The following is a 14,712-nucleotide window of genomic DNA, read 5'->3' as shown; positions in this document are numbered from 1 at the left end:
AACGCAACCATAACGCTCTCCTTCCAAGGAGAGGAAACAACCACCTCACCCTACAATTCCTAATGGATTTCGTGTTGCAGGAAAGCGGCAAACGCGCATATCCCAGGCGCAACGATAACGATGTGACTGGGGCGGGCGCGTGCGGCCAACTGACCGGCAGCGCGCAAGACAACGGGGAGACCTCTGGAGAATTCTGTGATGAATAACATTTATCAACAGATAGAAAACAGTGAGCATTTCAGGGAGTTAGTCGAAAGACGGCAACGGTTTGCCTTTATGCTTTCCATCATCATGCTGATTATCTACGTCGGCTTTATTTTGCTGATCGCGTTTGCCCCGCACTGGCTCGGTACGCCCTTGCATGAAGGCACCAGCGTCACGCGCGGTATTCCGATTGGTATCGGTGTGATTGTGATTTCGTTTGTGCTGACCGGCGTGTACGTCTGGCGGGCAAACGGCGAGTTTGATCGTCTGACCAAAGCGGTTCTGAGCGAGGTAAAAGCATCATGAAGAGAGTCCTGACGGCGCTGGCCGCCACACTTCCTTTTACGGCTCACGCCGCCGATGCCATCACCGGCGAGGTACAACGCCAGCCGACCAACTGGCAGGCGATCATTATGTTCGTCATTTTCGTCGCGCTGACCTTGTACATCACCTACTGGGCATCCAAACGGGTGCGTTCGCGCAGCGATTACTACACCGCTGGCGGTAATATCACCGGATTTCAGAACGGCCTGGCAATAGCGGGTGACTTTATGTCAGCAGCCTCGTTCCTGGGGATTTCCGCGCTGGTGTACACCTCCGGCTACGATGGCCTGATCTACTCGCTCGGCTTCCTCGTCGGCTGGCCGATCATTCTGTTCTTAATCGCCGAACGCTTGCGCAACCTGGGGCGTTACACCTTTGCTGATGTGGCCTCTTATCGCCTGAAACAAGGCCCAATCCGCACCCTTTCTGCCTGTGGTTCGCTGGTGGTTGTCGCGCTGTATTTGATTGCGCAAATGGTCGGCGCGGGCAAATTAATTGAGCTGCTGTTTGGCCTGAATTACCACGTCGCCGTGGTGCTGGTTGGCGTGCTGATGGTGCTGTATGTGCTGTTCGGCGGCATGCTCGCCACCACCTGGGTACAGATCATCAAAGCGGTGCTGTTACTGTTCGGCGCGAGTTTTATGGCCTTTATGGTAATGAAACACGTCGGTTTCAGCTTCAATAACCTGTTCACGGAAGCGATGGCTGTCCACCCGAAAGGGGTGGCAATTATGAGCCCTGGTGGACTGGTGAAAGATCCGATCTCCGCCCTGTCGCTCGGGCTTGGGTTGATGTTCGGCACCGCCGGTTTACCGCATATTCTGATGCGTTTCTTCACCGTCAGCGACGCGCGCGAAGCGCGTAAAAGCGTGTTCTACGCCACCGGGTTTATGGGTTACTTCTACATTCTGACCTTTATCATCGGTTTCGGCGCCATCATGCTGGTGGGCGCAAACCCAGCGTTTAAAGACGCAGCGGGCGCGCTGATTGGCGGCAACAATATGGCGGCAGTGCATCTGGCAGATGCGGTTGGTGGCAACCTGTTCTTAGGCTTTATCTCCGCCGTGGCGTTTGCCACCATTCTGGCGGTGGTCGCCGGGTTAACGCTGGCGGGTGCCTCTGCGGTTTCCCACGATCTCTACGCCAACGTGTTCCGCAAAGGCGCGACCGAACGCCAGGAACTGAAAGTGTCGAAAATCACCGTGTTGATACTGGGGATTGTCGCCATTCTGCTCGGCATCCTGTTCGAAAAACAGAACATCGCGTTCATGGTTGGGCTGGCCTTCTCGATCGCCGCCAGCTGTAACTTCCCCATCATTTTGCTCTCGATGTACTGGTCGAAGCTGACCACGCGCGGTGCGATGATTGGCGGCTGGCTGGGCCTGTTGACGGCAGTTGTCCTGATGATCCTCGGCCCGACAATTTGGGTGCAGATCCTTGGTCACGCTGCACCGGTATTCCCGTATGAGTATCCGGCGCTGTTCTCCATTGCCGTGGCGTTTATCGGTATCTGGATCTTCTCCGCCACCGACAACACCGAAGCCGGCAAACTGGAGCGCGAACAGTTCCGTGCACAGTTTATCCGTTCGCAAACCGGGATCGGTATCGAGCAGGGCCGCGCTCATTAACCCTCCTCCCCGGTCAGTAATGGCCGGGGATCACACTTTCCCGCCTTTTCGCTACCCCTCTCCCACCAGCGCGCTACAGTACCCTCAGCTTATTGAAACAATGTTTTTAATACATCAGCACGTTAATTCATTTATGACTGAAGAGGGTGTGATGAAAAAATATGCTTTAGTGGGAACCGGTGGGCGCGCCGGGCTGTATATTTCTGCCATTGGCGGGCAGTGGAAAGAGAATGCCCGCATGGTGGCGTTTTGCGACAGCAACCAGACGCGCATGGATTATGCCAACCAGCTGTTACAAAACGAAGACGCGCAGCCCGTTTCCACGTGGAAACCGGCGCAGTTTGAGGCGATGATCCGCGAAACCTTACCAGATGTTGTTATCGTCACCACCATGGACAGAACCCATGACGACTACATTGTGCGGGCGTTACACGCAGGTTGCGATGTGATCACCGAAAAGCCGATGACCATCGACGAGCAGCGCGCGCTGCGTATTCTCGATGCCATTGAGCAGACCGGCAAAACCGTGCGCGTGGCGTTTAATTATCGCTATGCGCCGCACCACAGTAAGGTGCGCGAGTTACTGATGAACAACACCATCGGTGACGTTTATTCAGTACATTTCGAATGGTTGTTGAATACCGAACACGGCGCCGATTATTTCCGTCGCTGGCACCGGGAAAAACGCAACAGCGGCGGGCTGCTGGTGCATAAATCGACCCACCATTTTGATCTGATGAACTTCTGGCTCAACAGCTACCCGCAGCGGGTGTATGCCGAAGGCGGGCTGCGTTTTTATGGCAAAGAGAACGCCGAAAAACGCGGCGTTACTCAATTTTACCCGCGCACGCACGGCTATGCCGCCGCTCACGATGATCCTTTCGCGCTGCATATGGCGGATAATCCGCAGTTAAAAGCGCTCTATCTTGACGCCGAACATGAAGATAACTACTGGCGCGATCAGAGCGTGTTCAGCGACGGCATTACCATTGAAGACACGCTTTCAGTGCTGGTGAAATACCAGAACCAGTGCCAGCTCACTTATTCGCTAAATACTTATCTACCGTGGGAAGGGCTAAACGTGGTGTTTAACGGCAGCCAGGGGCGGCTGGAGATGAAAATCGTCGAGAAATCGTACGTTAACGCTGGCGGCGAACGCGCCAATGAAGGCAGCCTTGAATCCTGCGACATCACCGTGTTTCCGATGTTTGCCGCACCGTGGAAAGCGGATTTTATCCTTGGCGAAGGCGGCCACGGCGGCGGCGATAACGCCATGCTGGCGGACTTGTTTGGCACGCCGGGCAATGACCCGCTGAAACGCGCCGCCGATCACCGCGCAGGTGCGATGTCGATTCTGACCGGCATTGCCGGGAACATTTCCATGCAGCAGCAACGCCCGGTTAACTTTAACGAGTTCGAACTGATCGCAAGGCTGAAAAAGCACTGACCTTCCGGCTCCCCGTTGCCAGGCGGGGAGCTAAAACATCACGCTGGCGATCAGCGGCGCTGCCAGCACCATCAATACGCCAGAAAGCATCATCACCAGGCTTGCGACCACGCCCTCCTGCTGCCCCAGTTCATAAGAACGTGCGGTGCCCGCGCCGTGCGAGGCCGCGCCAAAACCGGCCCCTTTCGCCACACCTTCACGAATTGATAAGCGCAGAAACAGCACATCGCCAACCGCCATGCCAAATACGCCAGTGACCACTACAAACAGCGCCACCAGATCCGGCTGGCCACCAATCGGCCCGGCGGCCGCCAGCGCAAAAGGCGTGGTGATTGAACGCACCGCGAGGCTGCGCTGGATCTCATCCGGCAACGTAAACAGCCGCGCCAGCCAGACCGAACTGGTCACCGCCACCACCGAAGCAGTGATTACGCCCGCTGATAGCGACATCCAGTGACGGCGAATAATCGCCAGGTTGTCATACACCGGCACGGCGAAGGCGATGGTCGCGGGTCCCAACAGCCACATCAGCCAGTGGGATTCACCAATGTAGTCCTGCCAGGAGATATGGCCGAACACCAGCATTAACACCAACAGCAGCGGCGTGAATACCAGTGGCATCAGCGGTAATTTACGAAAACGGCGGTAGAGCCGTTTATTGAGGAAATAGCACACCAGCGTCATCGCCAGGCACAGCAGGCTTAAAGCGAAATCACTCATTTTTCAGCCTGCTGAGTTCAAAGCGGTAGACTTTATCCACCACCCAGGCGGTAGCACCGAGCACCAACAGCGTGCTCAAACCGATCACCATAAAAATGCGCCAGCCTTCCACCATCAACAGTTGCGCATAATTAACCACGGCGACCACCGCAGGCACGAAGAACAGCAGCATTTCCGCCAGCAGCCAATGCGCGCCGGCGCGCACCCAATTGAGCGGGATCACCCGGCAAAGTATTAACCCCAGCAGCAGTATCATGCCTACCAGATTGGCGGGAAGCGGCAGATGCAGCCATTGAACCAGGTATTGCGCAAAGATAAACAGCCCGGCATAAAGCAATACCTGAAGCGGAACCTGTAAACGACGCACAAGGGCAGGCGTAACACGGATTAACGCCACGTCCATAACGATTTTCCATCAAATAAGCAGGCGGCCAGTATAGAGAGCCCCAATGCGCTACTGAAATGAATTAAACTCATCGCATACATAGTTCTAAGGAATAATTATGGACATCAGAACGCTGCGCTATTTTGTGGAGGTGGTACGCCAGCAAAGTTTCACCCGCGCGGCGGAGCGCCTGTTTGTGACGCAACCGACCATCAGTAAGATGTTGAAAAATCTCGAAGACGAGCTGAACTGCACGCTGCTTATTCGTGACGGGCGCAAACTTTTACTCACCGATACCGGCCGCGTGGTGTATGAGCGCGGCATCGCCATCCTCGCGGAGTTTCGCCAGTTAGAAACCGAACTTGGCGACATCAATCACCTGAACAAAGGGATTTTGCGCCTCGGCATTCCGCCGATGGTCGGCATGCTGATGGCCGGGCCAATCAACCTCTTCAGCCAGCGCTACCCCGGCGTGGAACTGAAAATTGCCGAGTTTGGCGGTCTGACCGTACAGCAAGCCGTGAGCAACGGTGAACTGGATGTGGCGATGACGGCGCTACCGGTCGAAGAAGAGAGTGGCCTGGCTACCCTGCCGCTGTTCAGCCATGCAATGTGCGTGCTGGTGCCACGTTCCGGCAGTTGGCTTGCGCGTGAAGTCGTGACGCCGGAGGAACTCGCCGGGCATCCGCTGCTGATCTACAACGAAGATTTCGCCTTAAGCCGCCAGCTCATGCTGCTGTTTCAACAGCATGGCGTGAAGCCGCGTATCGCCGTGCGCAGCGGTCAGTGGGATTTTCTCGCTGCGATGGTACAAGCGGGCGTAGGTATTGCCATTCTGCCGGAGCCGGTCTGCCAGCGGCTGGATAAAACCACGCTGCGCTGGATCCCGCTGCAGAGCGACCTGCGCTGGGAGTTAGGAATGATTTGGCGCGAAGGGGTTTATCTTTCCCGCAGTGCGCAGGCGTGGCTGCAATGTTGTAAAGGGTTCTGGCTTGATGATAAAAGCGAGTAGCGGGGTTAACTGGCCGGGCAGCGCATAAACGGCGGCCCGGCGCAGGGTTTACTTATGCTCTAACAGCAGCGCTTCCAGCAGGTCGAGATCGTGCAGCAGTTTTTGCAGCGTCTCGTTACTGATCTGCCGGGTTGCGCGCAGATGGTAAAGCTCGGCGCGCTCTGAGCGCAGTGCCGCCAGGCGGAAACGGCGCTCCAGATTCTCTTCCTGCAGGGAACTCTCAACGTTATTACGTCCGTCTGCACGGCGGCGCAGATTTCCGATCACCCGCGAACTCACCTCCGTGAGTAACTGGTTATCAATGTTCTCTTCGGTGTCTGCCGCCAGCCGCTCTTCCATCTTCTGAATCGCGACAATCGCCACGTCTGCCGTTGCTGCGCGCGCCATCCGCTCCTCTTTGTACTGCTGCGCGTGGTCGCGTACTTCAACATGCTGCAACAATGCAGGCAGCGCGATTACGCCAACAAACAGCGAGAACAGGATCACCCCGGCGGCGAGGAACACCAGTTCATAGCGCGCCGGAAAGACATCGCCACTCGGCAACAACAGCGGAATGGAGAGCACACCGGCAAGCGTTATCGCCCCGCGCACCCCGGCAAAAGTGGCGATCAGCAGCTCGCGGTCGCTCCACGAGGCGAACTCCATGGGTTTTTTCACCAGGAAACGCTGGCTGAATCTCTTCATCGTCCACAGCCAGCCAAAACGTACCAGCATCAGCGCGGCGTAAATCAGCACAATATCGGTAAACAACATCCAGGTTTCGACATTTGGATCGGCTTCTGCCGCCACCAGCGAAGACTCCAGAATGCCTGGCAACTGTAAGCCTAACAGCAAGAACACCATGCCGTTAAAGACGAACTCCAGCATCGCCCAGGTGCTGTTGGCGCGCAGACGCATGGCCAGCGGCGCGGTGCGCATCACGCCGGAACGGGTGATGGTCATCCCCGCCGCGACCGCCGCAAGAATGCCGGAAAAGCCGATGTGTTCCGCAATCAAATAGGAGGCGAACGGCAGCAGAAACAGCAGCACGATTTGCGTTGCCGGTTCATCGCCGCCCCAGCGGCTGAGAAAACGCAGCGAGCGGCCATACAGCCAGCTGACCACAAACCCGGCCAGCAGACCGCCAATCGCCACTTTGAAAAATTCGAGCGTCGCGCCGCCCACGGTGAACACCATGGTGCCCATCACTACCGCCACGGCGAATTTCAGCGACACCAGGCCCGAAGCGTCGTTCATCAGCGCCTCGCCCTGCAAAATACCCATGATTTTCTTCGGAATACGCCCTTCCCCGACAATGCCGGAAAGCGCTACGGCATCGGTTGGCGACAGCACCGCCGCCAGCGCAAAGGCGGGCACCAGCGGAATGCCAGGCACCATCCAGTAAATTAAGAAACCGATCCCGACCACGGTGACCACCACCAGCGCCAGCGCCAGGCCAAAGATTTCGCGGCCATGCTCGAGGAACTCGCGCGTGGGCGTTTTCCAGCCGTCGGCGAAGAGCAGCGGCGGAATAAACAAAACCAGGAACAGTTCCGGGTCGAACTCCACATGCAGGCCAAAGGTGGGAAAGGCCAGCAGTGCGCCGATGGCGATCTGCATCAGCGGAAGCGGGATTTGAAATGGAAGAACACGAGTCACGACGCCAGAAAGCGAGACGACAAGGGTCATGATGAGAATGGTAAAAAATATTTCCATGCGTTCCCTGTTTGCGATGTGTTGTTATAAAGGCCTCAGACCTTGATGCCAGAGCCTTCAGCTTAACGCAAAGAAACCGGGCTGTGGGCAAAAAAATGGGCAACCGAAGTTGCCCATTGTGTAAAGGTTTATGCTCAACGCCCTCTGCCCACAGGAAGAGGAAAAGCGGTGTCAGATCGCCCAGCCGCCCGCATAGAAAGCCACCAGCGCGATAGCAATCACCACGGTGCCGATATTCAATTTGCGCCACTCACCGGATACCACGCGGCCAATTACCAGCGAAGCAAAACCGATCATGATGCCGGTGACGATGTTGCAGGTCAGCACGATAAACACGGCAGTAATCAGACCCGCCATCGCATCGACGAAGTCGGCAAAATCGATTTTCGCCACGTTACTCAGCATCAGCAGACCAACGTACATCAGCGCTGGTGCCGTGGCATAAGCCGGGACCAGGTAAGAGAGCGGAGAGAGGAACAGGATCAGCAGGAACAACACGCCCACGGTGATCGCCGTCAGGCCGGTTTTACCGCCTGCCGCCGTACCCGCCGCAGATTCGATATACACTGCTGCCGGTGCCGCACCCACCAGGCCTGAGAAGACGCTGCTCAGGGAGTCGGTGGTCAGCGCTTTGCCGCCATCGATAATCTGGCCGTCTTTGCCCAGCAAGTTTGCCTGGCCCGCTACCGCACGGATAGTGCCGGTGGCGTCAAATACCGCTGTCATCACCAGCGCCAGCACGCTTGGCAGCACCACCGGGTTCAGCGCGCCGACGATATCCAGGCTGCCGATCAGCGAGTTGCCTTTGTCATCGCTGAGCGACGGCATGGCGAAAATGCCAGAAAAATGTACGTTCGGGTCGAAAATCAGACCCACAATCGACACGCCGATAATGGTCAGCAGAATGCCGCCCGGCACTTTCAGTTTTTCCAGGCCGATAATCACCGCCAGACCAATCAGCGACATGATCACCGGGAAGCTGGCAAAGTGGCCGAGAGTCACCGGCAGGCCGTCCAGAGGGTTCTTAATAACCAGACCCACGCCGTTGGCGGCGATCAACAGCAGAAACAGGCCAATACCGATACCGGTGCCATGCGCAACGCCCTGCGGCAGGTTGCGCAGGATCCAGCTACGGATGCCGGTGGCAGAGATAACGGTAAACAGCACACCCATCAGGAACACCGCGCCAAGGGCGACCGGTACGCTGATATGCTGGCCCAGCACCAGGCTGAACGCGGTAAAGGCGGTCAGAGAGATAGCGCAACCGATAGCCAGCGGCAGATTCGCCCACAGGCCCATCACGATGGAGCCGACACCGGCTACCAGGCAGGTGGCGACAAACACAGCCGCCGGTGGGAAACCAGCTTTACCCAGCATGCCAGGTACGACGATGACCGAATAGACCATCGCCAGGAAGGTGGTTAACCCGGCAACGATTTCCTGACGAACCGTGCTGCCACGGGCAGAAATTTTAAACAGTGCGTCAAGCGAACCGCCGGTACGCGCAGAAGGCGTAGACATAGAAACATCCCCTGAGAATTTTATTGTGCGTTGGCATGCGTGGTGGACAGTCCACTGCCGGTTAAACGTCATCTCCCTGGGCTGCGTTGTGACAAAGGGTCACAAAAAAGCAAACGTTTAACTCCGCGCATACAACGGTTGGTCAAAAAAAGGCAAACGATTATCCAGCGTTTATATGGCGCTTTTCAACTGAACTTTTCCGCTTTTCGCTAAATTTCGCGCGAAGCGGCGAAGAAGTGGGCGTCAGATGCGCAAACGTTATCGTCGGTGCGCAACTTTGCAACATTTGCCGATCATTTTTAGCTGCCAGGCAGATCAAATGGCCCACCCTGCACAATGGCGCGCTGCCATGCCGGACGCATCTCGACCCGTTTTTTCCACGCACGTAAGTTGGGCAAATCCTCCACGCCGCCGCGAGCCAGCAGCGCAAACACCGGGAAACTCATCTGAATATCGGCCATGCTCAGCTGATCTCCTGCAAACCAGCTTTTCTGCGCCAGTTCGCCTTCAATAAAGCGCGCATGGTTTTCAATTTGTTGTTTCAGGAACGCTTTATCGACACCCTTAGCGAGGAGTTTGCCCACACTGCGTATCCCGAACGGCACCGGGGGTTTACCCAGGCTGTTCATCACCAGTTTCATTAATAGCACTGGCATTAGCGAACCTTCGGCGTAGTGCAGCCAGAAACGGTAATCCAGCTTCTGTTTTGTCTCCTGCGGTTTAAAGCATTGCTCAGGGTCGTAAGTTTCCTGCAAATATTCGAGGATCGCCCCGGATTCGGCGAGGATCAGCCCTTCATCCTCCACCACCGGCGACTTGCCGAGCGGGTGCACTTTTTTCAGGGATGCCGGGGCCAGCATTGTTTTTTCTCGCTGGTAACGGACAATTTGATACGGCACGCCCAATTCTTCCAAAGCCCAGAGCACGCGCTGGGAGCGAGACTGATTAAGGTGATGCACCGTAAGCATATTTTTCTCCAGAGAATTCATACACATTAACTATAGAAAACCCGCACTTGCAGCGGTGAAAAAAAAGACAAAAATAATTGCTCAAAAAAGTAGCAATTATGCCGCTGTGGCCTACACTAAAAGTGTCAGCACAACCCGGAACCTCCAACATACTGAGGGGTGCTGGTGTCGGGGGAAACCCTCCCGTAACTGAGCGGGATAGAGAGAAAGACAAAGACCGGAAAACGACTAAAGCGCCCCAACGGGCGCTTTAGTTTTTTGTACGTTTCAGTCGTCTTCCAGCAAGCGCGCGCCGGTGCCCTGCTGCCCAAGTTGGTCGCCGGGGTTACGCAGCGGACAATCGCTGCGCGACAAACAGCCACAGCCGATGCAACCATCCAGCTCATCACGTAAGGCCACCAGCGTATGGATGCGCCTGTCCAGCTCTTCACGCCACTGTGACGACAACTGTTTCCACTCTTTCTTGCTTAATGTATGCCCTTCCGGCAACACACCAAACGCGTCACCAATGGTCGCCAGCGGAATACCAATGCGCTGGGCAATCTTGATGATCGCCACATAGCGCAGCACATCACGCGTATAGCGCCGTTGATTGCCGGTATTACGGGTACTTTTGATTAAGCCTTTGCTCTCATAAAAGTGCAGCGCAGAGACGGCAACCCCGCTGCGCTTCGCCACTTCACCGGGGCTGAGTAAGGCTTTAATACGCGGCGTTTTCTTTTCCATAAAACCTCTTTACCTCAAGTTAACTTGAGGAATTATACTCGCTTCCAGACAAAACGACGAATCGGGAAATGAGGAAGCCATATGTCCCATCAGCAAATTATTCAGACACTTATTGAATGGATTGATGAACATATCGACCAACCAATGAACATTGATGTAGTCGCCAGAAAGTCAGGTTATTCGAAATGGTATTTACAGAGGATGTTCCGCACCGTGATGCATCAAACGCTGGGTGACTACATTCGCCAGCGCCGTTTACTGCTGGCAGCGGAAGCACTGCGAACCACGCAGCGGCCTATTTTTGATATCGCGATGGATTTGGGATATGTCTCGCAACAAACATTTTCCCGCGTCTTTCGCCGGGAGTTTGATCGCACACCCAGCGATTACCGACACCAGGCCTGATGAGTTATCACTTTAACGAAGGCGGCTGCTGTACCCAGCGTTTAAATTCCTGTGACGGCAGCGCCTTTGCAAAGTGCCACCCCTGACAGAACTGCACACCGCGTTTTAACAACCATGTGACCTGCTCCGCCGTCTCGACCCCTTCCGCAATAATCTTCAGACGCAGACTCTGCGCCATCTCAATAATGTGTTCAGCAATCAAATGGCTGGTGCTGTTCGTTGTTAGCGTATCAATAAACGATTTGTCGATTTTCAGGATATCGACATTCAGCGAGTACAGGTTGTGCAAATTAGAATAACCAGTACCGAAATCATCAATCGCTACTTCGTAACCCGCCTGGCGAAACGCCTGAATAACCGGCGTGGTTTTCGGCACATCAATAAACCCGCGCTCGGTCACTTCAATCTTAATCTGCTCGGCGCGTACTGCATGCATCTTGGCTTTATTGGCAATCAATGAAATCAGGCGCGAGGAGTGAAAATCGGAGGCGGAGAGGTTAATTGAAATATAAAGTTGCGGCACCATTGCCAGAAAATCGCCCAGATCGCTGAACAATTCGTCGACGACATAATCGGTAATACGCTCAATCATGCCCTCTTTTTCTGCCAGCGGAATAAACTCCGCCGGGCTCATGACCGGTCCATTAAACCCCGGCCAGCGCAACAACGCTTCCGCACCAACGCAGGTGCCATTTTTGATATCGATAATAGGTTGGTAATGAAGGCGAAGCTGGCGTCGGGTTAACGCCCGGTGGAGCATACGGCGTGGAGAGTTAAACTCCTGCCGTGTTCGCGACCATATTAATAGCAGAATAACGCTACCAATCACGCCCAGCGGCAGCGTTAAAGTGGCCTGGTGATAAAGCGCCTGAAAATAGTGGTCACTCGATGTCGAAACAATAATCGCGATCGGACGATTCTCCGAACGCGCAATGGTATAAAAGCGCTGATCCTGCTGGAATGTTAAATCGTCGGTGCGTAACAGCGTAGCTAACTTACTAAGGTGGGCATTCTGGCTGACGGAAAAAAACTGGTGCGTAACGGTGTCGTAAATACCGTAAGCCAGATCAGGATTGTCTGATGCCACATCGCTGTAAGTGAGCGGATTAATCACCGCGACATAATTTCCGCGCTGCATGTATACCATCTTGTAGCCTGCGTAAAAAGGCGTATCACGATAGTAATAAATAGCGATATCGGGCGCGCGTTTATAATCCGCTGGTGAAATAGCATACGATTGCGTGGGCGTTATTACGCTCGAACATAAAAAGTGGTCGCCACGGGCATAAATTAAATCCGAAACATACATACTGCTGCGGACGATATTGAGCATGGCCGCGCGATGTTCCGGCGCACAAATTTGTCCGTGGTATTTTTCCGCGGCGCTGCGAACCGTATCCACTTGCTGGATAACGCGCTCCGTTTTATTTAGCGCTAATTGGGCAAACGATTGAAGCTGGGCACTCGTTTCTTTCACCGCACGAATATGCGCAAACCATAGCGACAACATCAGCGGCAGAAGAACTACCGTGATGAGCACGACGACGCTGAGCATCTTGCGACACACGCTATGATTCATGTCCGCCTATATCCATGCATTTAAAGCGCCTTTTTAATGTTTGGCAGGATGCTTTGATAAACAGGTGATTACGTTGCATGAATCAAACGACATTAGCAACTGACTTTTCTCATTAAAAACCTAATATTTGGTTATGACCGAAACAGGCGACCATAAAGCAAACTCAGAGTGTGCCCAATGTTTATATTAAGGAAAATATTAATCCATTCGCATGGGGGTGTTTTAACTTAATACAACAGAGTATCGCTGATTAAGCTAAACTGGCCGCAGGATAAAAAAAAGGCACGCCATTCGCGTATTTTTTCATCTGTCGTTGCGAAGTCTTCATAATTTCTTCTTTATTTATAAAAAAGCGCCAACCACCACGGTTTGACTGCGGCCTGCGCGTTTCGCATCGTACAGGGCGTTATCCGCAAGCGTAAGTAAAACTGAAGTATCGGACTCTTCACCGGTGACGAATACTAAACCAGCGCTAAAGGATAAGGCTATCTTTTCACCATTGCTAAACAATGGATTTCGCGCCAGTGACGCGCGGATTTTTTGGCTAAAACGCAGCGCCATTTTACTGTGGGTATGCGGCATTAAAATCAGAAATTCCTCACCGCCTAAACGACCAAAAATATATGACGGATCGCAATGTTCACGGATCTGATCGCAAAAATGAATCAGTGCGGCGTCGCCTGTTAAATGCCCCCAGCGATCATTGATATTTTTAAAATAATCAAGATCCAGCATCAGCAGGCTGAAGTGGCTGCGCGGCTCGTCCGGGCGACAGGCCACCAGCGCCTCTTTTAACTTCCGCAACATAGAAAAACGATTATAACAGCCGGTCAGATCGTCAATGGTGGCTTTCATTTCCAGCTGCCGCTCCGCTTTTTTACGCTCGGTAATATCAAGCCCAATACTCAGCACAGAGTGATCCGGCAGTTGAATATTTGACCAGAGTACCGTCAGCACCTGGCCATCACGTCGTACCGGGTGCCATTCATGCATGTCGACGGCCGGCGATGTATTAACCGAAGCGCGAACTTTTTGCCGTACCTCGGGATCAGGGAAAAATAACGCTAATGGATCGGCCTGCTGATTGAGCTCATTCATGCTCCAGCCAAATACGCGTTCGCACTCACCATTCCATAATATGCAGCGATTGCTTTTATCAAACGAGTTCATTAAAACCGGGGCGCGTTCAAATAACGCTTTATATTGCGTCACAATACGCTGCATCTCTTTCGCCGTACGTTCCCGGGCGACAATTTCAGCAAGATAATTTTTTAGTTTTTCGACCAAAACAATAACGACATTTTTCACAATGGATAAAGAGTGCAAGGACTGCGAAAATGCCAAAAAGAAATAACCCTCGACTCCAGACTCTTTATAATTCAATTTACACAAAATACCGCTGCGTAATTTTCTGGCCGCTATTTCATGATGCGGAAATAATAAATCACCGGCATGTCGCCGCCAGCAAATGACTCGCCAGGCGCGCTGATGTCGTTGCAGTTGAGACTGCTCAAGAAAGATTTGTACATCCTGCAACGTGCAGCCCGGCGACCCTGAGCTGACGAGCTGCCACGCGTCGTCCTGCCGGATAACCACCCACGCAAGCGTGGATCCTAGTGCTGCATTGATCGCGCGTAATATCTCTTCCATTGAGCGTTGCGCAGTGAGCCAGGGCATCAGCCTGGCCAGAACCGACAACGCCGCATCAGCGTCCCCAGGCGGCACGGCGGAATTTTCTATTTTCATATTTTTTCATTCGCAGGTTATAAGACGCGAAACCAGCTTAAAATGATGTTATCAGGAAAAAAGAAGAGGCGGCCATCAATTCAGTTAGCGCAACTGCGCGCACAAATATCTTCCTCACGCATAAAGAACGTGATGAAAAAGAATATATCGATAAAGATCAAAACCCTGAATCATCATTCACAGGCTAATAAGATTATCCTCAAAAGCATAATATATGCGACACAACCTGTAAACGTTGTGGCAATTAGGATGCTAAATATCACTCAAATGTATTAGATAAAAAAAACATTAATTCCCGTGCACACATAAATACATTGGCGATATATTTTCGGATAAAACACAACCAACACGA

13 protein-coding genes are annotated in these 14,712 nt (G+C 53.6%); 5 read left to right on the top strand and 8 right to left on the bottom strand.

All coding sequences use genetic code 11. The annotated features are described in order from the left end of the window. Positions 1–195 precede the first annotated feature (195 nt). The 3 genes from DFO56_RS07560 to DFO56_RS07550 all read left to right on the top strand — a co-directional run bounded on the left by DFO56_RS07560 (position 196) and on the right by DFO56_RS07550 (position 3,603). Positions 196–510 (top strand): DUF485 domain-containing protein, encoded by a 315-nt coding sequence (locus tag DFO56_RS07560; protein ID WP_199496496.1) that lies wholly within the window; start codon positions 196–198, stop codon positions 508–510. After that, positions 507–2,156 carry a cation/acetate symporter ActP gene (gene actP / locus DFO56_RS07555; protein ID WP_045511824.1) on the top strand — a complete coding sequence of 550 codons (1,650 nt, stop codon included), beginning with the start codon at positions 507–509 and terminating at the stop codon, positions 2,154–2,156. The genes DFO56_RS07560 and actP overlap by 4 nt, the downstream gene beginning before the upstream one ends. Before the next feature lie 151 nt (positions 2,157–2,307). Then, complete coding sequence (locus DFO56_RS07550; RefSeq protein ID WP_045511891.1) at positions 2,308–3,603, top strand: Gfo/Idh/MocA family protein; 1,296 nt, start codon at positions 2,308–2,310, stop codon at positions 3,601–3,603. Between the two features lie 30 nt (positions 3,604–3,633). On the opposite strand, the gene DFO56_RS07545 is transcribed toward DFO56_RS07550, so the two are convergent. Both DFO56_RS07545 and DFO56_RS07540 read right to left on the bottom strand, forming a co-directional pair. Next, positions 3,634–4,323 (bottom strand): LrgB family protein, encoded by a 690-nt coding sequence (locus tag DFO56_RS07545; protein WP_020456159.1) that lies wholly within the window; start codon positions 4,321–4,323, stop codon positions 3,634–3,636. Further along, a complete protein-coding gene (locus DFO56_RS07540; protein WP_045511821.1) occupies positions 4,316–4,726 on the bottom strand; it encodes a CidA/LrgA family protein in 411 nt (136 codons plus the stop codon). Before DFO56_RS07540 ends, DFO56_RS07545 begins: the two co-directional genes overlap by 8 nt. A gap of 100 nt (positions 4,727–4,826) precedes the next feature. Between DFO56_RS07540 and DFO56_RS07535 the strand changes: the two genes are divergently transcribed. Then, the gene (locus DFO56_RS07535; RefSeq protein WP_045511818.1) at positions 4,827–5,720 is read left to right on the top strand and encodes a LysR family transcriptional regulator; all 894 of its coding nucleotides are present in this window, start codon (positions 4,827–4,829) and stop codon (positions 5,718–5,720) included. Between the two features lie 48 nt (positions 5,721–5,768). Here DFO56_RS07535 and DFO56_RS07530 read toward each other — a convergent pair whose 3' ends face one another. The 4 genes from DFO56_RS07530 to soxR form a co-directional block, all read right to left on the bottom strand. Beyond that, positions 5,769–7,415, bottom strand: a complete 1,647-nt coding sequence (locus tag DFO56_RS07530) for a Na+/H+ antiporter (protein WP_045511816.1) — start codon at positions 7,413–7,415, stop codon at positions 5,769–5,771. Between the two features lie 171 nt (positions 7,416–7,586). Continuing rightward, positions 7,587–8,936 carry a guanine/hypoxanthine transporter GhxP gene (gene ghxP / locus DFO56_RS07525; protein WP_017459481.1) on the bottom strand — a complete coding sequence of 450 codons (1,350 nt, stop codon included), beginning with the start codon at positions 8,934–8,936 and terminating at the stop codon, positions 7,587–7,589. A gap of 299 nt (positions 8,937–9,235) precedes the next feature. Next, on the bottom strand, positions 9,236–9,904 hold the full coding sequence (locus DFO56_RS07520; RefSeq protein ID WP_045511813.1) for a glutathione S-transferase family protein: 669 nt from the start codon (positions 9,902–9,904) through the stop codon (positions 9,236–9,238). Between the two features lie 267 nt (positions 9,905–10,171). Continuing rightward, on the bottom strand, positions 10,172–10,630 hold the full coding sequence (soxR, locus tag DFO56_RS07515; RefSeq protein ID WP_017459479.1) for a redox-sensitive transcriptional activator SoxR: 459 nt from the start codon (positions 10,628–10,630) through the stop codon (positions 10,172–10,174). Between the two features lie 81 nt (positions 10,631–10,711). Here soxR and soxS point away from each other — a divergent pair, with 81 nt between their 5' ends. Further along, positions 10,712–11,035, top strand: a complete 324-nt coding sequence (soxS, locus tag DFO56_RS07510) for a superoxide response transcriptional regulator SoxS (RefSeq protein ID WP_017459478.1) — start codon at positions 10,712–10,714, stop codon at positions 11,033–11,035. A gap of 7 nt (positions 11,036–11,042) precedes the next feature. Here the strand turns inward: soxS and DFO56_RS07505 are convergent, their stop codons facing one another. Both DFO56_RS07505 and DFO56_RS07500 read right to left on the bottom strand, forming a co-directional pair. Beyond that, the gene (locus tag DFO56_RS07505; protein WP_045511810.1) at positions 11,043–12,614 is read right to left on the bottom strand and encodes an EAL domain-containing protein; all 1,572 of its coding nucleotides are present in this window, start codon (positions 12,612–12,614) and stop codon (positions 11,043–11,045) included. Between the two features lie 342 nt (positions 12,615–12,956). After that, positions 12,957–14,360, bottom strand: a complete 1,404-nt coding sequence (locus DFO56_RS07500; RefSeq protein WP_045511807.1) for a sensor domain-containing diguanylate cyclase — start codon at positions 14,358–14,360, stop codon at positions 12,957–12,959. Positions 14,361–14,712 lie beyond the last annotated feature (352 nt).

The sequence above is a fragment of the Kosakonia sp. AG348 genome, assembly GCF_003337365.1.
Taxonomy (GTDB): Bacteria; Pseudomonadota; Gammaproteobacteria; order Enterobacterales; family Enterobacteriaceae; genus Kosakonia.
This window is presented reverse-complemented; position numbering and strand designations above follow the sequence as displayed.